Annotated in this window: 17 protein-coding genes; 13 read left to right on the forward strand and 4 right to left on the reverse strand. The window is 60.3% G+C overall.

The window, feature by feature from the left end:
- Positions 1-10: 10 nt before the first annotated feature.
- From ACFQDI_RS22000 to ACFQDI_RS22030, 7 genes are read left to right on the forward strand one after another with little or no spacing between them, the layout of a single operon-like run.
- Positions 11-1,828: a DUF1549 and DUF1553 domain-containing protein gene (locus tag ACFQDI_RS22000; protein ID WP_377170995.1), complete on the forward strand. Its 1,818-nt coding sequence runs from the start codon at positions 11-13 to the stop codon at positions 1,826-1,828.
- Between the two features lie 13 nt (positions 1,829-1,841).
- Positions 1,842-3,227 carry a DUF1501 domain-containing protein gene (locus tag ACFQDI_RS22005; protein ID WP_377170997.1) on the forward strand — a complete coding sequence of 462 codons (1,386 nt, stop codon included), beginning with the start codon at positions 1,842-1,844 and terminating at the stop codon, positions 3,225-3,227.
- A gap of 25 nt (positions 3,228-3,252) precedes the next feature.
- On the forward strand, positions 3,253-4,371 hold the full coding sequence (locus ACFQDI_RS22010; protein WP_377170999.1) for a lactonase family protein: 1,119 nt from the start codon (positions 3,253-3,255) through the stop codon (positions 4,369-4,371).
- 56 nt (positions 4,372-4,427) lie between these two features.
- Positions 4,428-5,864, forward strand: coding sequence for a Gfo/Idh/MocA family protein (locus ACFQDI_RS22015; protein ID WP_377171001.1), 1,437 nt, complete (start codon positions 4,428-4,430; stop codon positions 5,862-5,864).
- A gap of 17 nt (positions 5,865-5,881) precedes the next feature.
- Complete coding sequence (locus tag ACFQDI_RS22020; RefSeq protein ID WP_377171003.1) at positions 5,882-6,793, forward strand: aminotransferase class IV; 912 nt, start codon at positions 5,882-5,884, stop codon at positions 6,791-6,793.
- A gap of 3 nt (positions 6,794-6,796) precedes the next feature.
- Positions 6,797-7,783 (forward strand): Kelch repeat-containing protein, encoded by a 987-nt coding sequence (locus ACFQDI_RS22025; RefSeq protein ID WP_377171005.1) that lies wholly within the window; start codon positions 6,797-6,799, stop codon positions 7,781-7,783.
- A gap of 32 nt (positions 7,784-7,815) precedes the next feature.
- The gene (locus tag ACFQDI_RS22030) at positions 7,816-9,240 is read left to right on the forward strand and encodes a hypothetical protein (RefSeq protein ID WP_377171007.1); all 1,425 of its coding nucleotides are present in this window, start codon (positions 7,816-7,818) and stop codon (positions 9,238-9,240) included.
- A gap of 7 nt (positions 9,241-9,247) precedes the next feature.
- Here the strand turns inward: ACFQDI_RS22030 and ACFQDI_RS22035 are convergent, their stop codons facing one another.
- Positions 9,248-9,613: a hypothetical protein gene (locus tag ACFQDI_RS22035; protein ID WP_377171009.1), complete on the reverse strand. Its 366-nt coding sequence runs from the start codon at positions 9,611-9,613 to the stop codon at positions 9,248-9,250.
- Between the two features lie 93 nt (positions 9,614-9,706).
- Here ACFQDI_RS22035 and ACFQDI_RS22040 point away from each other — a divergent pair, with 93 nt between their 5' ends.
- Both ACFQDI_RS22040 and ACFQDI_RS22045 read left to right on the forward strand, forming a co-directional pair.
- The gene (locus ACFQDI_RS22040) at positions 9,707-10,645 is read left to right on the forward strand and encodes a glycoside hydrolase family protein (RefSeq protein ID WP_377171011.1); all 939 of its coding nucleotides are present in this window, start codon (positions 9,707-9,709) and stop codon (positions 10,643-10,645) included.
- Entirely contained in the window at positions 10,642-11,982 is a 1,341-nt protein-coding gene (locus ACFQDI_RS22045) for a neutral/alkaline non-lysosomal ceramidase N-terminal domain-containing protein (protein ID WP_377171014.1), read from the forward strand. The genes ACFQDI_RS22040 and ACFQDI_RS22045 overlap by 4 nt, the downstream gene beginning before the upstream one ends.
- A 1-nt stretch (position 11,983) precedes the next feature.
- On the opposite strand, the gene ACFQDI_RS22050 is transcribed toward ACFQDI_RS22045, so the two are convergent.
- From ACFQDI_RS22050 to ACFQDI_RS22060, 3 genes are all read right to left on the reverse strand, one after another.
- Positions 11,984-12,688, reverse strand: coding sequence for a 3-keto-disaccharide hydrolase (locus ACFQDI_RS22050; RefSeq protein ID WP_377171017.1), 705 nt, complete (start codon positions 12,686-12,688; stop codon positions 11,984-11,986).
- Entirely contained in the window at positions 12,685-14,130 is a 1,446-nt protein-coding gene (locus ACFQDI_RS22055) for an amidohydrolase family protein (RefSeq protein WP_377171019.1), read from the reverse strand. The genes ACFQDI_RS22050 and ACFQDI_RS22055 overlap by 4 nt, the downstream gene beginning before the upstream one ends.
- Positions 14,131-14,355: 225 nt before the next feature.
- Positions 14,356-15,732: a DUF1501 domain-containing protein gene (locus ACFQDI_RS22060; RefSeq protein ID WP_377171021.1), complete on the reverse strand. Its 1,377-nt coding sequence runs from the start codon at positions 15,730-15,732 to the stop codon at positions 14,356-14,358.
- 165 nt (positions 15,733-15,897) lie between these two features.
- Here ACFQDI_RS22060 and purM point away from each other — a divergent pair, with 165 nt between their 5' ends.
- From purM to lysA, 4 genes are all read left to right on the forward strand, one after another.
- Positions 15,898-16,899, forward strand: a complete 1,002-nt coding sequence (gene purM, locus ACFQDI_RS22065; protein WP_377171023.1) for a phosphoribosylformylglycinamidine cyclo-ligase — start codon at positions 15,898-15,900, stop codon at positions 16,897-16,899.
- 32 nt (positions 16,900-16,931) lie between these two features.
- A complete protein-coding gene (locus ACFQDI_RS22070; protein ID WP_377171025.1) occupies positions 16,932-17,612 on the forward strand; it encodes an SGNH/GDSL hydrolase family protein in 681 nt (226 codons plus the stop codon).
- Positions 17,613-17,758: 146 nt separating this feature from the next.
- A complete protein-coding gene (locus ACFQDI_RS22075; RefSeq protein WP_377171028.1) occupies positions 17,759-19,024 on the forward strand; it encodes a hypothetical protein in 1,266 nt (421 codons plus the stop codon).
- 55 nt (positions 19,025-19,079) lie between these two features.
- Positions 19,080-20,372, forward strand: coding sequence for a diaminopimelate decarboxylase (lysA, locus tag ACFQDI_RS22080; protein WP_377171030.1), 1,293 nt, complete (start codon positions 19,080-19,082; stop codon positions 20,370-20,372).
- The last annotated feature ends 10 nt before the right edge of the window (positions 20,373-20,382 follow it).

The following is a 20,382-nucleotide window of genomic DNA, read 5'->3' on the forward strand; positions in this document are numbered from 1 at the left end:
TAATAGACGGGTGCCTAACGCGTCCTCTCACATCCTCACTCTCTCGCTCCTGCTCTGCGTCACAGCGCAGGCGGCGGCTCCGGCTGTGATTGATTGGAACGCGGCACGCCAGCACTGGTCATTCGTTCCGCCCAAAGTGCAGCCACTGCCAGCGGTGAAAGACGCGTCCTGGCCGCGCGAGCGTGTGGATCACTTCATTCTCGCGCAGATGGAAAAGCGTTCTCTCACGCCGGCCGCTCCGGCAGATGCACGCACGCTGATCCGCCGTGTCACTCTGGACCTCACCGGCCTGCCGCCGACTCCTGAGGAGGTGGCTGCGTTTGTGGCGGACACCCGGCCAGATGCTTACGCACGGCTGGTGGATGGTCTGCTCGGGCGTCGCGCCTTTGGCGAGCGCATGGCAAGCCTGTGGCTCAATCTCGCCCGTTATGCCGAGGACCAGGCGCATCAGGTGGGCAACAACTCCACGCTCAACTATCCGAATGCCTGGCGCTACCGCGACTGGGTCGTTTCCGCGTTCAACTCCGGGCTGCCCTATGATGAGTTCATCAAAAAGCAGCTCGCTGTGGATTTGATCGAACCGCAGAACAAGTCCGATCTGCCCGCTCTCGGCTTTCTAGGGCTGGGGCACAAGCTCTATGCTCGCTCGCGGCTGGATGTGCAGGCGGAGGAGTGGGCTGAAAAGGTGGACGCCGTGTCACAGACCTTTCTCGGCCTCACCGTGGGCTGCGCACGCTGCCATGACCACAAGTTCGACCCCATCACCATGCGCGACTACTATGCGCTCGCCGGTGTCTTCGCCAGCGTGCAGATGGTGAACCTGCGCCCCGATGGCAAGGACGAGGACGGCAAAACAAATGCGGAAAAAATGGATGCTGGAACGCTCCACATCGTGCGGGATGAGTCTTCGCGTGATCTGCCGGTTTATGACCGTGGAGACATGGAGTCTCCCGGCCCCGTCAAGGTGCCTCGTGGTTATCTGCAGGTGCTCAGCAAGAGCGGGCCGGTGAATTTCAAGCAGGGCAGCGGTCGCGGTGAACTGGCGCAGCAGATCGCAAATGCCGCCAATCCGCTCACCGCACGCGTGATAGTGAACCGCTTGTGGGACATGCTCTTTGGAAAGCCGCTCGCACGCACCACCAGCAACTTTGGCTCCACGGGAGACAGGCCTACCCATCCGGAGCTGCTGGATGACCTTGCCCTCCGCTTCGTGCAAAACGGCTGGTCGGTCAAAAAGCTCCTGCGGGAGATTGTGCTCTCCGCCACCTATCGCCAGAGCAGCCTCGGCAGTGAGGCCAATGCGCAGCTCGATCAGGCGAATGAAAACGTCTGGCGCATGGAGCGCCGCCGTTTGAGCATCGAGCAGTATCGCGATGCCGTGCTCGCGGTCTCCGGCGATCTCGACCCCGCAGGCGGAGCCTCGATCGACCTGAGCGCTGCGGACCATCACAAGCGCACGCTTTACACGAAAGTCAGCCGTCGTGAGCTGAACAAGACTCTCATGCTCTTCGATTACCCGGACGCCAACGTGCACGCCGCACGCCGCTCCAGCAGCACCACACCCACGCAGAAGCTGTTTCTCATGAACAGCGACTTCATGATCGGGCAGGCAAAGCGGCTGGCCGCCCGCATTCTGCAAGGTGCGGCGGACGACAGCTCACGCATCCGCCGCATCTATGCCCTCCTCTTTGCCCGAGAACCTCTGGCCGAGGAAGCCGCCCTCGCGCAGGCCTTTGTGCGGGAAACCCCGTCAGACAGCGCGCTGACCGGCTGGGAGCAGCTGGCCCAGGCCCTGCTGGCCTCCAACGAAATGCTTTATGTGGACTGACGCCAGATCTCCGATGAACCGCCGCGAAGCCCTGCAGCGCCTGTCCGCCGGCTTCGGCGCGATCGGTCTCGCCGGCATGCTGGGGGCGCAGGCCAAGGCCGCAGTTCCGCAGCAGGTCACGCCCAAGGCAAAACGGGTGATCTTTCTGTTCATGAACGGTGCGCCCTCGCACATCGACACCTTTGATCCCAAGCCCGCGCTGAAAAAATACGAAGGCCAGCAGCCTTCTGGCAAGCTCTACAAGGCTCCCGTCACCAGCGGCTTCATGTCATCGCCGCTCCAGTTTCACCGCTGCGGTCAGAGCGGCATCGAGGTGAGCGAGAGTCTCCCCCGGCTTGGCAGCATCATCGATGACTGCTGCGTCATCCGCTCCATGCACACCGATGTGCCGAATCATGAACCCGCGCTGCTCATGATGAACACCGGCAACATCCAGCCCATCCGTCCATCACTCGGTTCGTGGGTATTGTACGGCCTGGGCAGTGAAAATGAAAACCTGCCGGGCTTCGTCGTGCTGCGGCCCACGCCGAACATCGTGGTGGGGCCGGCCCTTTGGAGCAATTCATTCCTGCCTGCCGAGTTTCAGGCCACCGGCGTCATCACGTCAGACATGAATGTGGACAAGCTTATTGCCAACGTGCGCAACCCTCTGCTCAGCGCCAAGCAGCAGCGCCGGCAGATCGATCTCATCCAGCACTTTAACCGGCTCCATGCCTCACGCCGTGACAATGACTCGGCGCTTGATGCGCAGATCAAATCCATGGAAACTGCCTATCGGATGCAAAGCGCCGCCAGCGATGCCTTCGACATCAGCCGTGAGCCTGCCAAAATGCGCGAGCTGTATGGTGACACCCCGTTTGGCCGCTCCTGCCTGCTCGCACGGCGGCTGGCAGAGTCCGGCGTGCGCTACATCAGTGTCTATTACACCAGCAGCAACAACCAGCCCTGGGACACTCACAGCGACCATTACAAGCGCCACCCCGAACTCTGCGCCGACAGTGACCGCGCCTCCGCCGCTCTCATCAGCGACCTGAAGCAGCGCGGCCTCCTGGATGACACCCTCGTGGTCTGGACCGGCGAGTTTGGCCGCACTCCTTACGCGCAGGAAAACCAGGACAAGAACAAGAAGACAGATCCGATGAAGCGCGGTCGGGATCATCACCACACCGCTTTCAGCACATTGCTGGCCGGTGGAGGCATCAAAGGTGGCCTTGCCTACGGAGCTTCGGACGAACTCGGCATGAACGCCGTCGAAAAAAAGGTTCACGTTCACGATCTGCATGCCACCATTCTGCATCAGCTCGGCCTTGACCATGAGCAGCTCACCTACCGTTACGCCGGTCGTGATTTCCGCCTGACAGACGTGTATGGCGATGTGGTCACAGACATTCTTGCCTGAGATTTTTTATTTTATGCGTCATCTCATGTCATTTCTTACGGGGGTGCTGTGCATGTGCTCCGGCGGTCTTCCCGGTGCGGAGCCTCTCGTTTTCATCTCCGCCTTTGCTTCGGGAGAAAAGGCAGGCATTCACTCGTTTCGCTTTGACTCAGCGACGGGCACCCTGCAGCCACTGCATCGCACGGCTGACATTCAGAATCCGTTCTTCCTCGCGGTCTCGCCCGATCAACGGTTCCTCTATGCGATCAATGCCGAGAGTTTTGGCGGTGCGGACGATGAGTTTGTGGCAGCCTATGCACTGGATGGCCGAGATGGCCGGTTGAAGCGTCTGAATCAGCATTCTGCACGAGGGACTGCTTCGTGCTACCTCGATGTCGATGCCACAGGCAAGACGGTGGCGGTGGCAAACTATGCGTCCGGAAGTGTGGCCTCGCTGCCGGTAAAGGAGGATGGTTCGCTAGGCGAGGCGGTTTCGTTTGTGCAGCACAGCGGCTCGGGTGCCGATCCCGTGCGCCAAAAGGGGCCGAATGCACACTGCATCGTGATCAGTCCAGACAATCGCTTCGCCCTGGCTGCCGATCTGGGCATTGACAAAATATTGATTTATCAGCTCGATGCGGCCGCGGCCAGACTCACGCCGAACGATGCCCAGCCCTTCGTGAAGATGAGGCCTGCATCCGGCCCGCGCCACATCACGTTTCATCCCAACGGCAGGCATGTGTATGTGATCAACGAGCTGGCAAACACGGTGACGTGTTTCGATTACGCCGCCGACTCCGGCATGCTCACAGAGCGCCAGACCCTCTCCACGCTTCCTGCCGGATTCACTGGCAAAAGCCATACGGCGGACTTGAAAATCACCCCCGATGGCAAGTTCCTCTACGGTACCAACAGAGGGCACGACAGCATCGCATCCTACCGCATCGCAGAGAATGGCATGCTGACACTCCTTTCTATCGATCCCAGCCTCGGCAAAGGGCCGCAGAATCTGCTGATCACCCCGGATGGTCGCTGGCTCCTCTGCGCCAACATGCCTGGAAATTCCGTGGTCGTGTTTAGGATTGATGCAGCAAATGGCAATCTCGCCGCGACAGGCGCTCCTGTCGCGATGCCCATGCCGTCTTGCATTCGCTGGGCAAAGTGAAGTTTTGTGCGTGCAGGTGCTCAGAGCAGCTCTGCGGCTCCGTATAACATCGCACTATGAACCATCTCACGCGCCGCCGCTTTTTTGAAGACTCACTCATGGCCGCGGCGGCTGTGAGTCTCCCCGCACCTCTTTTTTCTGCAGAGAGCAAAGCCGTCAGCGCGAATGAGAAAATCACCGCTGCCATCATTGGCTGCGGCATCCGCGGCAAGGCCCATGCCAAAGAGCTGGTGCGCATACCCGACTGCGATGTGGCCTATGTCTGCGATCCTGATCTGGACCGGGCGGACGAGGTGGGTGAGATCCTGGTGCAGGCCAAGCGGTCGATGCCGAAGAAGGTTCAGGATTTGCGAAAGGTGCTGGAAGACAAGGCGGTGGATGTCGTCTTCATCGCTTCGCCGAATCACTGGCACTCGCTCTCCGCCATATGGGCCATGCAGGCCGGCAAAGATGTGTATGTGGAGAAGCCCGTCAGCCACAATGTCGTCGAAGGACGTCGCATGGTGCAGGCCGCGCGCAAGCTGGGCCGCATCTGCCAGGGCGGTACGCAGAACCGCGCCCGTGGTTCTCTGGCTGAAGCCGTGAAGTACATGAGTGAAGGAAAACTTGGCGAGGTGAAACTCGCCAAGAGCATCATCTACGGCGGTCGTGGTTCCATCGGCGGTCCTGTCGAGTGCGCGATGCCGCCGCGTTGTGACTACAATCTCTGGGCCGGACCAGCACCGCTGGAGAAGCTCACACGACCCAAGTTTCACTACGACTGGCATTGGTTCTGGAACACCGGCAGCGGCGAGATCGGCAACAACAACGTCCACTCGCTCGACATCTGCCGTTGGGGCCTCGGTGTCACCGGTCTTGGCCGCAACGTGCTCAGTTATGGTGGCCGCCTCGGCTACACCGATGTGGCCGAGACGCCAAACTCGCAGGTGGGCATCTTCGATTTCGGCGACAAAACCATCATTTCTGAAACCCGTGGTCTGAAAAGCGCGCCCTTTCACCCTGCCATCAAGTCCATGTGGTTCTTCTACGGCAGTGAAGGCATCATTGCCGACACCAGCCTCTACGACCCCAAGGGCAATCTCGTCCGCGCCTTCGAAGGAAAGTCCGAGAACCATTTTGCCAATTTCCTTAACGCCGTGCGCAGTCGTCGGCAAGAAGACCTCAAAGCCGAGATCGAGGAAGGCCATCAAAGCAGCGCCCTCTGCCATATCGCCAACATTTCCTACCGCCTCGGCGCGCAGACCTCGGTCAACGACATCGCCAAGCATCTCGGCGACATCAAAGTTCACGACGACGTCCAGGAGACGCTGGAGCGCACGCGCCACTATCTCGTCGATGCCGGTGTCGAACTCGACAAGACGAAGCTCACGCTCGGCCAGCACCTCCGCGTGGACGGTGGCAAGGAGTCCTTCCTCGATAATGCCGCTGCAAACGCACTGCTCGGCCGTGAGTACCGCGCCCCCTTCCTTCTGCCCAAGGAATCCGAAATCTGAGCTTCCCTCTCCAGGCCATGACCGAACCTCTAGTCTATCTAAATACCGGGTTCGTTCCCGCCTCGCAGGCAAAGCTGAACATCTATGATCTGGGCATCGTCCTCGGTGCCACGCTCACGGAGATGACGCGGACCTTTCATCACCGGCCCTTTCGGGCCGAGGACCACGTCGCCCGTTTGTGCCGCTCCCTGAAGTATTCAGGCATCACGGTGCCGCTTTCTCCGCAGGAAATGCTCACCCTCACCAACGAGCTCGCGGAGGCAAACTGCCGTCTCATCGCTCCGCACGAAGACATCGGCATCGTTCACTTTATCACCCCGGGTGAAAACACTCTGTATGCAGGCAGTGCCGGCGCCGCAGGGCCGCTCACCCCCACCATCTGCATTCATTCCTTTCCGCTGCGCTTCAGCATGTGGCGGCATCTGTTCACGGACGGAGCCCATGTCGTCACGCCATCCATCCGGCACATTCCGCCACAGTGTCTCGAGCCCAAGATGAAAAACCGCAGCCGCCTGCATTGGTGGCTTGCCGACAAGCAGTCCCAGGCGGTTGACCCACGTGCCATCACCCTGCTTCTCGACCTTGATGGCAACGTCACTGAATGCGCGGGTTCCAATTTCGTCATCGTGAAAGGGCGCACAATCATCTCCCCGACCACCCGCAACATCCTCTGGGGCATCAGCCTGCAGACGCTGAAGGAGCTCGCGCCTCAGATCGGCATGGAGTTCATCGAAAAGGATTTCCAGCCTTACGACGTGGTCACTGCGGACGAGGCTTGGCTCACCACCACTCCCTATTGCATGGCTCCTTGCACTCGGATCAACGGCACGCTCATCGCCGATGGCATGCCCGGCCCATGGTTTAAAAAAATGATCGCCGCATGGAGCCAACGTGTCGGGCTCGACATCGAAGCGCAGATCATGACCTGATTTATGAAGCACCTCCTTCCACTGCTGGCCGGAATCATCAGCCTCAATGCCAGTGCTGCCGAGCCTGACTGGGTGCTTGAATCCACCGCTCCATGGCAGGCACGCGATTCCCAGGCCGAGTGGGTCTTCAAAGATCAGCTCTGGATCGGTGGCGGCTGGTTCCAGTCCTTCCAGGACCCGCCGCGCGATGTATGGTCATCTGCTGATGGCAAAGCTTGGAAGCTCATCTCCGCCAACGCCCCCTGGCTGCATAGCGACCTCGCCATGAGCCTCACCTTTCAGGATCGCCTCTGGATAATGGGCGGCTGGTACAAAGGCCGCCTCCCAGGTCATTCAGCCAGCAATCAGGTCTGGTCCTCCGCAGATGGCGCTGCTTGGAATCAAGTCACATCAGGTGCCAGATGGTCCCCGCGCCTCGCCTCCGGCCTCGTCGAGCATCGCGGCAGGATGTGGCTCCTTGGCGGCATTGAGGACTACTACTTTGGCAATGACGCCAGTTTAAAAAATGACGTCTGGTCATCCGCCGATGGCAAAGAGTGGAAACTCGAAACATCGCACGCCACATGGTCCCCACGCGCCTACCATCAGGCCGTTGTTCTGAATGGCAAAATCTACGTCTTAGGCGGCGGCAACTACGTCCCCGGCTACCATGCAAAGAATGATGTCTGGTCATCCGCCGACGGCGTGAACTGGACCTGCGAAACCGCATCCGCTCCGTGGGCCCCGCGTTTGTGGTTCAGCGCAGCAGTCTATCGCGGCCGCATCTGGGTTCTCGGCGGCTGGTCCAAAGAGAAAGACAACCACGGTGACGTCTGGCACAGCGCCGACGGCAAAAACTGGCAGCGCCTAGAAACCAAGACCTGCTGGAAGTCCCGGCACGAGCACTCGGCGCTCGTTTTTCAGGACAAACTCTGGCTCCTCGGCGGCCACGCCCGCCCGCTTTCCAATGAGGTCTGGTTTCTGAATCTCCCAGCCGATTGGAAGCCGTGACAAAATCTTCGCAGAACCTCTGTATTGTTCCCATGCGCACTCTCCTGCTCGCACTCTTTGCCGCCGCATCCCTCCAAGCCGCTGACACTCCCAAGGCATCCCTGATGGCCGGTGCCGCCACCAGCAACATCACGCCACCGCTTGGCAGCGAGGTCGTCGGTGGGTTCCTCCCTTACCCTTGCACACACATTCACGACGAGCTCCATGCCCGCTGTCTCGTGCTTGATGATGGCCAAACCATGCTCGCCCTCGTCATCTGCGATCTCCTCGGCATGCACCGCAGTCTCTGTGTCGCGGCGCGTGAACTGGTCGAAAAAGAAACCGGCATCCCTGCTGCCAATGTCCTCATTTCAGGCACACACACCCATTCGGCAGCCAATGCCATCGGTGGCCCGGTGCGCTTTTACACCTCCGACCTGGAACTCACGGATTACCAGAAATTCGTCGCTCGTCGCATTGCGGATGGCGTGCGCCGTGCCATCACGCTGCTCCGTCCTGCGGAGATCGCCTTCAGCACCGTTAGCATTCCGGAGCATGTCCATATCCGCCGCTGGTTCCTCCAGCCAGACAAGATGCCGCCCAATCCCTTCGGCAAGATCGACAAGGTCAAGATGAACCCCGGCGCTGGCAATCCGGCGCTCATCGAGCCCGCTGGCGAGCCCGATCCCATCGTCTCCTTCATCGCCCTGCGCGAGCCCGGCGGCCGCATGATCTCCGTCTATTCCGCCTACTCCCTCCACTACGTCGGCGGAGTCAAAGACGCAGACATCTCCGCAGACTACTACGGCATGTACTGCGAGGCCCTCAAGCGTCTGCAAGCTGGCGGCACCGAAGACCCGCCCTTCGTTGCCCTCATGGCTAATGGCACCAGCGGCGACGCCAACAACATCAACTTCCGCAATCCTCAGCCGCGCAAAAAGCCCTACGAGCAGATGCGTTATGTCGCCGAAGACATCGCCGCCAAGGTGAACGCAGCCCTTTCCAAGGTCACCTGGCAGAGCAGCGCTCCTCTTGCCGCCCGCTATCGCGAGCTCCCCATCTCCTGGCGCAAGATCGGTCCCGAACTCATCGCCTGGGCCAAGGACACCGAGGCCAAAACCCCACGCATTCAGGGCAAGGCCGACCTCCCACTCGCCTACGCAGGTCGCGTGCAGCGCCTCGCCCAGGCCAGCCCAGAGACCAAGGCTCCCGTGCAGATCTTCCGCATCGGAGACATCTGCATCGGCACCACGCCCACGGAAACCTTTGCCGAAACCGGCGTCGAGTTTCGCAAGCGCAGTCCCTTTGCCAAATCCTTCATGGTGGAGCTCGCCAACGGCTACTACGGTTACATGCCTACGCCGCGCCATTTCGAGCTCGGTGGCTACGAGACCTGGCCCGGCACCAACAACCTCGAGCCTCAGGCCTCCGTGAAAATGATGGATGCCCTGATGGAGATGGCCGCGGAGGTGAAGTGAACGCCCGCTACTTGCGCAGATCTTTCACCAAGCCGGGGCCGTAGAACTTGCTCACACTTGCCACCCCTCCTCCCTGGTAGATCCAATAGCGTCCGGATTGCGCATGGAGATAGACATCATATCCAAAGTAATCAGCGATACCTTTCGGGTAGGGCACGCGATACACCTCATATTCAGGCATTTCCTTTTTTGAAGGGAAGTCCATGGTCTTGTCCAGCGGTAGCTTGCTGACATCCAGATCATTGGGGCCGGATTTGTGATGAATCAAAATCAGGATCATCTCCTCGCTTGGCTTCTGTGTTTTGGCAAAGGACTGGCCGCCCAGGAGCACCAAAATAGCCAGGGTTGTCAGGAAGGTGAATGCCCGGTTCATATACTCTTATGCTTATTTCAGATACAAGAAGGGACAAGTGCAAACTTGCCCGGACAAGTCGGCAGACCAAGGTCGTATGTGCTACCCACTTGCATGAAATGCCGCTTCCTCCTGCTGTTTTCCATCCTCCTCCTGATGGCCGCTCCGCTGTCGGCTGCAGAGATGCGGGGGATGTGGATTTACAAGACGGATGAAATCGCTGCTTCTCCTGAAGCCAGCGATGCCCTTTTCGACTTCTGTGCTCAGCGCCACATCACTGATCTCTTCTGGCAGGTCCATTTCACCAAACTTGAAAACGGTGGCCGTGAACTGAAAAATGCGGCCCCCACGCGCGCCTTCATCCAGCACGCTCACGCTCGCTCGCTCCGCATCCACGCCCTCTTTGGCGATCCCTCTCACACTCTGCGCGCCAAGCACGGCATCGTGCTCGCCAGCGTGGACGGCATCCTCGCCTTCAATCGCGAAGAACCCCGGGACGCACACTTTGACGGTGTGCATCTCGACATCGAGCCTCACGGCCTCCTTCAGTGGAAGAAAGCCGATCCCGCACAGAAGTGCGATCTTCTGACTCAGTTTGTTGAGGTCAATCACAAAGCCGTTTCCCGGGCTCACACGGCGGAGCCCGGCTTGATCTACGGCGTGGACATCGTCTTCTGGCTCGACAAAACCACCCCCGAGGGAAAGCCCGCCTACCCGGTCAACTATCAAGGTGTCGCCAAAGACGCCGCCCAGCACCTGCTCGATTGTGTCGATCACGTCGCCATCATGAGCTACCGCGACACCGCCGAAGGAAAAAACGGCATCGTCTCCCTCGTCGCCAAAACCATCGCCTACGCGGATACCACCAAGGCCAAAGTCTTCGTCGGTGCCAAGATGGCAAACATCGGCCCCAAGATGGAAGGTTTCTACGGCAAGACCGAAACACAGATGATGTCAGCTCTGCGAGCTGTTGATGACACCTACACCTCGCACCCCGGCTACGCCGGTCTCGCTTTCTTCATGTTCGAAGCCTTCAAAATCATGACGCCATGAGATACGCCTTCATTCTCCTTCTCATTCTCCACGCCACCCTGGCCTCCGCCGCATGGCAGGCTGGCGCAGCGAAAGCCGACATCACGCCCACAGAACCTGTCCCTCTCGCTGGCTATGGTGGCAAGACACGCATGTCCCAGCGCGTGGAGCATCCCATATGGCTGAAGGCCCTCGCGCTTAAAGATGAGTCCGGAGCGACATCCGTCCTCGTCACCGCCGACCTCGTCGGCCTGAGCGACAAAATGGTCGCCATCATCGCCAAGGCAGCGCTCGAAAAACACGGCATTCCGCGTGAGCGCCTGGTCCTCAACGCCTCTCATAATCACTCCTGCCCCATCACCGAGGATGTGCTCTGGCTCTATTACGAGCTCACGCCGGAAGAAGCGACGGTGAAGGACCGCTACACCGCCCTGGTTTATGCGAAGTATGCAGAGGTCATCGGCGCCGCCATCGCCAAACTCGCACCCGCAGAGCTCGCCTTTGATCAGGGCCTTGCCGGTGTCGCCGTGAACCGCCGCCGCTCACGCGGTCCTGAGAGCCGCGCCTTAGGTGGGCAGGTCGATCAGGACGTGCCCGTCATCACCGTGAAATCTGGCAACGATCTCAAAGCCATCCTCTTCGGCTACTCCTGCCACACCACCGCTCTCGGCGGCCTCAGCATCAATGGCGACTACGCAGGCTTCGCTCAGCTTGAGCTGGAAAAATCCTTTCCGGGCTCCGTCGCCCTGTTTGTGCAAAACTGCGGCGGCGATGCCAATCCGCTCCCTCGCATTCGCGGCAGGGACATGGAGGCCACCGAACTTGCCCGCATGTATGGCAGCATTCTCGCCGAGGCCGTGCGTCAGGTGCTCACTGGCACGATGACTCCTCTCAGCGGTCCCATTCACGCTGCCATGGGCCGGACAGAGCTTCAACTCCAGCCCGGCATTCCGCTCGATGAACTCAAACAGCGCCTCCCCAATCTCACCGGCATGCCCAGGCGCGAGTTCGAGCACTTCATCCGCCAGTATGAAACCCTCGGCTCGCCACCGGGCCGCGTGCCATATCCCATCCAGGTCTGGCGCTTCGGCTCCGGTTTCCAGTTCATCGCCCTGACTGGCGAGACCGTGGTGGACTACTCCCTCAAGTTCAAAGCCACCTACGGCTGGAACACCACCTGGGTCTGTGGCTACAACAACGACCTCACCAGCTATGTCCCAAGCCACCGCGTCCTCAAAGAGGGCGGCTACGAAGGTATCACCGGCATGTTCGAATATGGCCACCGCGCTCCCTACACTGAAAACGTGGAGGATTTGATCACCACCAAGGTCGGGGAACTTATGCAGCAGAAGAAGTAGCCTACTTCACCACCGGTGCCGTCTGCTCCGGCGTCACCCTGCCTCCCGGCAGTTCCAGAATTCGGATGTTCCGAAAATGAATCTCCGCCCCTTCCGACTCCAGGCACAGGTATCCTTTGCGCACCGTTGACTGGCTGATGCCGTTCACAAACTTCCCGTTGATTGAGAGCTTCACCGTGCCGTCCACGCACACCACGTCATACGTGTTCCATTCGCCCTTGCCTTTGCAGCGCATCTCCCACGACATGCTGCGCTTTCCACGCGGATTGTCCGGCACGCCCTCCAGCCCGTTCGCGCCAAAGAGCTCGCCAGACACATAGCCCGGGTGGTTAGGCAGGCCATCTTTGCCCGGGTGCAGCTTCGGCCACTCCAGCTCCAGCATCTGCACCTCCATGCCCTTGGGCAGATTTCGGCCTGCAGGCACCGCGCCCTCGCTCCATACAAACACGCCGGAATTTCCACCCGCCTCCATGTGCATCCACTCGATGTGCAGGATGAAGTTCTCATACTGTTTTTCGCTGCGCATCACCCCAATGGGCAGCCCCTTGCACACCAGCATCCCGTCTGTGACGCTCCACGTTTCGGGGCTCGTGTTCACATCCACCCAGCCGGTGAGGTCTTTGCCGTTGAAAAGATTGCGCCATTGCGGTGCGTCTTCTGCGAGCAATGCGGTGCCAAGGATGAGGCTTAGAAAGATGGATTTCATGGGTTGATCCTTACAGCGCGCCCTGGACGGGCTTCTTTCACGAGTTTTCCATCAAGCACGACCGGCACGCCGTTCACGATGACATGCGGAATGCCGGCAGAAGCTGTCGTTGGCGACTCAAAGGTGGCGCGGTCGATCACCGTTGCCGGATCAAAAACGGTGATGTCCGCATCCGCTCCGAGAGCGATCCGGCCTTTGCCTTTCATCATCGGAACGTATCCTTCCAGTCGCTGCGCGGGCAGGATCGTCATCTTGGCGAGTGCTTCCATCAGCGGGAGCAGCTTCTTTTCGCGTGAGTAGTGCCCCAGCACGCGTGCGAAGGTCCCTGCGCCGCGCGGATGCCCTTTGCCATCGATGAAGGGAACTCCGTCACTCGCGATCATCACACCCGGATGTGCGATGGCCATCTCCACATTTTCATCCTTCATCATGTAGATGATCACCCAGCCGCCCTCATTGCGGTAACGTTCGAAACTCTCCTGCGTGAGCCGTTCACCTGTCGCTGCCCAGGCGAGATCACCGTAGTCGATCTTGAGATTGGCCTGCCATCCTGGATTGAACATCGCGGACTCCAGCACGGTGGAGGCAGCAGTGTAGGGGTACACCTCCGTGCTGATGTCCATGCCTGCAGCCTTGCTGGCGTCGATGAGTTTTAAAACTTCCCTCATGTCGCCGATGGCGCTGCTGCCGACATGCACGATGTGCAGCGCCGCGCCGGTCGTTTTTGCGGCGTTGATCGCTTCCTCGATTGCGGCGATGCCAAAGGCGCGCGTATGCACATACGCGGGCACTTTGCGCTCTGCTGCGATGCGGAACATGGCCGCAATCTCGCCCGGTGCGGCGGCAGGCGTGTAGTTGATGCCAAACCCAATGCCCAGCGCGCCCTCATCAAGTCCGCGCTTGATCGCATCTCCCATGAGCTTGAGCTCCGCATCCCTCGCCACCTTGTTCGCACCATCAGGCTCAGCGCCGAGTCCGGCGATCTTGGCACGGTTGACCGCCCAGTGCCCGATCTCCATCCCCGGATGAAATGCGGCAAAGCGGGCGGCGATGTGACCGACCGTGGCTCCGTAGTTCAGCGGCGCCGTGTCTTCCATCGCACGATACCATGCCGCCACCGGATACACTCCTGCTTCCAGGTCTAGGACCGTGGTGACGCCATCACAGGCTTTGATCTGCATGTCACCCGTGGTCTGTCCATGCGCATGAAGGTCGATGAAGCCGGGCGCGACCACGTGTCCTTTCACCTCCAGAATTTTTTTGCCGGGCAGTGGCGTGTCGGAGATCGCGGCGATCTTGCCCTCACGAATTCCAATATGACGAACCGCGTCAAGATTGGTCGCCGGATCCATCACGCGGCCGTTGTTAAGCACAAGGTCGAACTCTTCTGCAAAACACAGGCTGATTTGAAAACACACCGCGAAGAGCAAAAACAATTTCATGAGGGGAAAACGGGATGGCGCGAGAATTCCTTCGCCTTGGCGCCTCTGAAAAGGATGCGGGCTGTCATTCTTATGGTGAATGCCGTTTTGGCGCCTTCACGAGACCTCAGGCAACTGAACACGCTTTTAACAGGTGTGTTTAACAGTCCCCCGGGGCTGTGCACAATGTGAACGTAAATATGCTCAAGCGGGGTTCCTTCGATCAGAGCCTCCGCTGTCAGAGCATTAAAGCAGTTCGGTTATCACTCTGCCGCCTTCGGCAACGATCGGTCGCGGGCGGCCTTGAGGATCAATCCAGTTCGTATTTTGCTCGATACCCAGATGGTGAAACACCGTTGCGGCCAGGTCTCCGGGGGCGACACGGCGGGTTTCGATTTCTCCACCATGCTTGTCCGTGCTGCCGATCACCTGCCCATGGCGCAGCCCGCCTCCTGCCATCACCATCGACATCACACGCGGCCAGTGGTCGCGTCCTGCATTCTTGTTGATCACCGGACTGCGTCCAAATTCGCCCATCATGAGGATCAAGGTGCTGTCCAGCAGCCCGCGGTCTTCGAGATCCGTGACCATGGCGTGCAGCGTGCGATCCATGCTGGGCAGCAGCGGAGTGAGGCCTTTTTTGATTCCTCCCCACTTCACTTCATCGCCATGATGATCAAAGTAGCCCCAGGCGCCGCTGACGGTGACAAACGTTGACCCCGCCTCAATGAGCCTGCGGGCGAGCAGCGCTTTTTCCCCGAGGCTGTCGCGTCCGTATCTGTCTCGCATCGCAGCAGATTCTTCCTCCAGGTTCAGCGCACGCTGGGCACTTCCTTCCATCAGCACCTCATAAGCCTGCTGCGTGAAGTGGTCTGCCGATGCTACGGACTCATTTGCACCGATGCCGCGTTTCCACTGGTCCATTTGCTCGGCCAGAGCACGGCGGCTGCCGAGCCGTTCGATGCTGAGACCTTCCACCAGTTTGAGCCTTCCCGACAAATCTTTGCCGCTCACCGGGTTGAAGGCATTGCCCATGTGGCCAGCCCCCCAGATGTCGGCAGGCAGCGAATCCGCCAGCGCCACATATCCCGGAATGCCCGGCGCATTGGCTCCGCGAAACTTTGCGGCGATCGACCCCATGGACGGATAGCCCCCGCCGTCACGGCCGTCATTGGTGCGTCGTGCCAGGGGATTGCACGCCTGCATGGTGATCGGCGTGTGATCGCTCGCACTGCAGTCCACTGAACGAACCAGCGTCAGCCGGTCCATGATTTTTGCTGTCAGCGGCAGATGTTCGCACACATGAATGCCCGGAACTTTGGTCGGAATATGCCCAAACGGTCCACGAATTTCGCTCGGTGCGTCCGGTTTCGGGTCCCACATGTCGATGTGGCTCGGCCCGCCGGAGAGCCAGAAGAGCACCACATTGGTCTTTCGCGTCGCCTGTCCCGTGGCCGCGGCCAGGGCCTTCTGCTGGAAGAGCGCTGGCAGTGAAATGCCCGCCAGCCCCGCGAGTCCCGTCTGCAAAAAGCCACGCCGGGTCGAGCCGATGCGCAGCAAATCCCCCCCTGCCGGACTGAAAGCCTGTGAAATGCTCGTGGGTGTGGGAAGGCTGGTTTTCATGCGCGTAAAGGCAGCTGCCTGAATAACCTACGGTGCCAGATGGCCGGCCTTGCTTCGGCCGCCCAAATCGATCCCGCGGGGCAGGGGAGGGGGCCCCCCCCATCCGCCAAGTTTCCGTTTGAGCCGCCCCGGCTTTCGGGCTAGGCAACCGGCCACCATTTTCCCATGAGCAGCTCCTCCGCACATACCTACAAACAAGCCGGCGTCGACATTCACGAAGCAGCATCGCTGGTCGATGACATCGGCGTGCTCGTGAAGCGCACCCAGCAGAAGCGGAAGCTCGCAAATCCCTTTGGCCTCTTCGCCGCCGCTTACGACCTCAGCGGCTACAAGCACCCCATCATCCTCACCGGCTGCGACGGCGTCGGCACCAAGATCGAGCTTCTGCTCAAGCACGACCAGCTCGAAGCCGCCGGCAAGGACCTCGTCGCCATGAATGTGAACGACGTGCTCACCACTGGTGCTGACCCCATCATGTTCCTCGACTACGTGGGCATTCCCAAGATCCAGAAGACCCAGATCACCCGCATCATCGCCGGCATGACCGAATACCTAGAGGCATGCAATTGCATCCTCGCTGGCGGTGAGACCGCCGAGATGCCCGGCATGGTTCCTGAGGGCATGGTTGAGCTCAGCGGCTTTGCTATCGGTGCCTGTGAAAAGGAAGACCTGCTCGATCCCGGTACCATCGCTGCTGGTGATGTGCTCATCGGCTGGCCCAGCGCTGGCTTCCACGCCAACGGCTTCAGTCTCGTCCGCCGCATCATTGAGAAGGAAAAGCTTCAGTTCAGCGAAGACGAAATGCGCACGCTGCTCCTGCCCACACTGCTTTATCATGAGCAGCCAGCCGCTCTCAAAGCCGCAGGCATCCGCCCCAGGGCCATGGCCCACATCACCGGTGGTGGTCTGCCAGAAAACCTCGGCCGCATGTTCCTCAAGCGCGGCCTCGGTGCCAACCTCCGCATCCCCTTCTGGCAGAACGACGTCGTCCAGAAGGTCCTCCGCCACGCCGACCCAAAAGACGCCATCGACACCTTCAACATGGGCCTCGGCTGGGTCGCCATCGTCTCCCCGGCAGACGCCGACAAGGCTCTCGCCTGTGGACAGAACGCCAAAATCATCGGCGAGATGGACACCAGCGCCGAAGTCCGCGTCGAGATCGTCTGAAAGATTGGCTGATTTGAGCAGTGAAAGGAGGCATGCACCGCCTCCTTCCTGCTCTTTCCTTTCTTTTCATCGGCCTCCTCAGCACTCACGCTCAGCAGCCTGCCAAGCCCAAACCGGCCCCCAATCCATCCCTGGCACCCATCCAGGATGTTGCCGGTCTTCCTCGCGTACTCCTCATCGGAGATTCCATCTCCATGGGCTACACCCTGCCCGTGCGCAAGCTCCTGGAGGGCAAGGCCAACGTGCACCGCATCCCCACCAATGGCGGCCCCACCAAAAACGGCGTCGCCAACATTGCCAAATGGCTCGGCACCGGCAAATGGGACGTCATCCACTTCAACTGGGGCATCCATGACCTCAAATACATGCCCGACGGCAAGCGCCAGGTCGAGCCCGTCGCTTACGAGGCCAATCTCCGCAGTCTCGTCGCCACGCTGAAAAAGACGGGCGCAAAGCTCATCTGGGCCACCACCACCCCCATCCCCGAGGGCGAACTCAATCCGCCCCGTAAATTCGGCCAGGTCAAAGAGTACAACGAAATCGCCGCCAAGGTGATGGCTGAAAACGGCATCGCCATCGACGACCTGAACGCCTGGATCACTCCCCAGCTCGCCACCATGCAGAAAGCCCGCGACGTGCACTACACCGCCGCCGGCAGCGACTACCTGGCCAAGCAGGTCGCCGCAGAAATCACCAAGGCGCTCGCTAAATAAAGTGGATGCCATGATTGGCAGATGCTTGCTGCCATGCTCTCGTTTCAGCCGGGCCAGAGAACCAGCGGTTACAAAGCCCGCCTCCAATTGTGCCTGCCTCAAAGGTATTCGCGTGCATGATACAGGGCACCCAGCCCGCCTTCGCCATGAGTACCTCGTTCAAGCGCCGCCTGCTCGTCACCCTGTCTGTGTTGTTGTTGGGCGGTTCCCTCCTCCATGCGGTCCCTCCGCCCGCAGACCCCACCCCTGCCGTCAAGCTCAAGGAATCCGTGCTTCCTCCTGGCGTCAGCCTCTCCCAGGGCATCTCTGAAATCACGGGCGTGGCTATCAGCCCGCTCACCGGTGTCAGCGTCGTCGGGGCTTGGACTTATTATAAAACAGAGCCGCAACTGCGTCATCGCCTGCCCTGGTACTGCCACCCTGGCGTGTGGGGCACAGGGCTGGCGCTGCTGGCCATCTGCTTCTTGAAGGACTTTCTCGGCGCCGCTGCACCACCGCTCGTCAAAAAGCCGCTCGATTTCGCCGAGCTCTTCGAAAACAAGCTCAGCGCCCTCGTCGCCAGCGCAGGATTTGTGCCGCTCGTTGCCCTCGCCATGGCCCATTTCAATCAGGCTCAGCCCCAGGCTGTGAATGATCTTGCGGGCTCAGGCCTGGCCGTCATCCCTCTCGCGAGCTGGGTCGATCTTACCGTGCACACCCCCTGGATCACCATTCCCGTCTCCCTCGTGGCGTTTGCGGTGGTCTGGCTCAGCGCACATGCCATCAATGTGCTCATTGCCCTCTCCCCCTTTGGCATCGTCGATGCCGGGCTCAAGCTCATCAAGCTCGGCCTCATGGCCCTCGTGGCCGGGGCCACCTTCATTCACCCCTACGCCGGGGCCGCTGTGTCCCTGCTGCTGATCTTCATCGGCTTCCTCGTCGCAGGCTGGTCGTTCCGTCTCACCCTCTTCGGCACCCTGATGGGCGCCGATTTTCTGCTCAACAGGCGCGCTGCGGCTGCCGATCTTACCATTGGCGTTCGTGGTTTCCTCGCCCGCCGCACCGAGGGCGTGCCGGTGCGCACCGCAGGCAGGCTGAAACATGACGCCTCCAGCGGCCTGGTGTTCAGCTACCATCCCTGGCTGGTGCTCCCCGAGCGCCAGATCCCTCTCTCGGTGGCAGATGCCCCCAAGGTCATCTGCAAGGGGCTGCTCCATCCTTCGCTGGCCCATCGGGAGGACTCCTCCTCGGCTTCCACCCGCAGTGCTCTCATCCTTCTGCCGCGTTATCGGGGGCTGGAGGACATGATTGCCCGCCATTTTGGCTGCCAGCAGGTCGTGGACGGTGCGCTCCTTCGCGGCTTCAAGGCCATGCGCCAGTGGTTGGTGGGCATGCTCTCCCCCGGCAGAAAACTGGTGGAAATGCACCCATGATGAACCGCAGCAGGGTTGCGCAGGGCTGAATCCCGCCTATCTACGCGGCCCGCTTATGCACAGTTTCCGCTATCACCAAGGCCAGCTTTTTGCCGAAAACGTCCCGCTTCAATCCCTTGCCGAGAAGCATGGCACGCCGCTGTATGTTTACTCCAAGGCCACCATCACCGGCCATTTCACCCGCTTGGACGCCTCCCTGGCCAGGCTGAACCACCTCATCTGCTATGCGGTGAAGGCCAATTCCAACATCGCCGTGCTCAGCACCATCGCCAAGCTTGGCGGCGGCTTTGACATTGTCTCCGCAGGCGAGCTCTACCGCGTCATCAAGGCCGGTGGCGATCCCGCCAAGTGCACCTTCGCAGGTGTGGGCAAAACCCGTGACGAGATCGAATACGCTCTCAAGCAGGGCATCTACTGCTTCAACGCCGAATCCGAGGCCGAACTGCATTACATCAACCAGGTCGCCGGAGAGCTCGGTATGAAGGCCCCCGTGGCCGTCCGTGTGAACCCCAACGTGGACGCCAAGACCCACGCCAAGATCACCACCGGCAAGAGCGAGAACAAATTCGGCATCGACTTCGACCAGATCCTCGACGTTTACGCCCGTGCGGCCGCCAATTGCCCCAATCTGGTCATCAAGGGCCTGCAGATGCACATCGGCTCCCAGCTCACCAATGTGGACCCCTTCCTTGAGGCCGTGCAGAAGGTCATCCCTCTCGTGACGGAGGTGAAGAAGAAACACGGCATCGAATTCTTCAGCATCGGTGGCGGCATCGGCATCAACTACAAGCAGAGCCTCGACTCCGGCGACGCAGCCTGGTGGCAGGAAAACGCTGAAGTCCACCCTCTCACCGTTCAGGCCTACGCCGAAGCGGTGGTGCCTCATCTGGAGCCCCTCGGCCTGCGCATCCTCTGCGAGCCCGGCCGCTTCATGGTCGGCAATGCCGGCGTCATGCTCACCCGGGTGCTTTATGAAAAGCGCGGTGCCGCCAAGGTCTTCAAAATCGTCGATGCCGGCATGAACGACCTCATCCGCCCCACCCTGTATGAGGGCTGGCACCAGATCGTCCCGCTCAAGCAGCCCGCAGACGCCACCGTGGAAAAGGTCGATGTCGTCGGCCCCATCTGTGAATCTGGCGACTTCCTGGCCCAGAACCGCGAAATCCCGCTCGTCAAAGAGGGGGAATACCTCGCCGTGCTCAGCGCCGGAGCCTATGGCTTCACCATGGCCTCCAACTACAACACCCGCCCCATGCCTGCCGAAATCCTCGTGGATGGAGACAAGGCCACCGTGGTGCGCGAGCGCCAGACCCTCGAAGACGTCCTCAAAGGCGAGCACCTCGCCTGATCAAACTGCG

Origin of the sequence: Prosthecobacter fluviatilis, assembly GCF_042655725.1 — a bacterium.
GTDB lineage: Bacteria > Verrucomicrobiota > Verrucomicrobiia > Verrucomicrobiales > Verrucomicrobiaceae > Prosthecobacter > Prosthecobacter fluviatilis.

Coding starts and splice junctions, on each gene's coding strand:
- ACFQDI_RS22055 (WP_377171019.1), bottom strand. CDS start 14,130: ATGAAATTGTTTTTGCTCTTCGCGGTGTGTTTTCAAATCAGCCTGTGT.
- purM (WP_377171023.1), top strand. CDS start 15,898: ATGAGCAGCTCCTCCGCACATACCTACAAACAAGCCGGCGTCGACATT.
- ACFQDI_RS22015 (WP_377171001.1), top strand. CDS start 4,428: ATGAACCATCTCACGCGCCGCCGCTTTTTTGAAGACTCACTCATGGCC.
- ACFQDI_RS22060 (WP_377171021.1), bottom strand. CDS start 15,732: ATGAAAACCAGCCTTCCCACACCCACGAGCATTTCACAGGCTTTCAGT.
- lysA (WP_377171030.1), top strand. CDS start 19,080: ATGCACAGTTTCCGCTATCACCAAGGCCAGCTTTTTGCCGAAAACGTC.
- ACFQDI_RS22020 (WP_377171003.1), top strand. CDS start 5,882: ATGACCGAACCTCTAGTCTATCTAAATACCGGGTTCGTTCCCGCCTCG.
- ACFQDI_RS22030 (WP_377171007.1), top strand. CDS start 7,816: ATGCGCACTCTCCTGCTCGCACTCTTTGCCGCCGCATCCCTCCAAGCC.
- ACFQDI_RS22010 (WP_377170999.1), top strand. CDS start 3,253: ATGTCATTTCTTACGGGGGTGCTGTGCATGTGCTCCGGCGGTCTTCCC.
- ACFQDI_RS22035 (WP_377171009.1), bottom strand. CDS start 9,613: ATGAACCGGGCATTCACCTTCCTGACAACCCTGGCTATTTTGGTGCTC.
- ACFQDI_RS22040 (WP_377171011.1), top strand. CDS start 9,707: ATGAAATGCCGCTTCCTCCTGCTGTTTTCCATCCTCCTCCTGATGGCC.
- ACFQDI_RS22045 (WP_377171014.1), top strand. CDS start 10,642: ATGAGATACGCCTTCATTCTCCTTCTCATTCTCCACGCCACCCTGGCC.
- ACFQDI_RS22050 (WP_377171017.1), bottom strand. CDS start 12,688: ATGAAATCCATCTTTCTAAGCCTCATCCTTGGCACCGCATTGCTCGCA.
- ACFQDI_RS22075 (WP_377171028.1), top strand. CDS start 17,759: ATGAGTACCTCGTTCAAGCGCCGCCTGCTCGTCACCCTGTCTGTGTTG.
- ACFQDI_RS22070 (WP_377171025.1), top strand. CDS start 16,932: ATGCACCGCCTCCTTCCTGCTCTTTCCTTTCTTTTCATCGGCCTCCTC.
- ACFQDI_RS22025 (WP_377171005.1), top strand. CDS start 6,797: ATGAAGCACCTCCTTCCACTGCTGGCCGGAATCATCAGCCTCAATGCC.
- ACFQDI_RS22005 (WP_377170997.1), top strand. CDS start 1,842: ATGAACCGCCGCGAAGCCCTGCAGCGCCTGTCCGCCGGCTTCGGCGCG.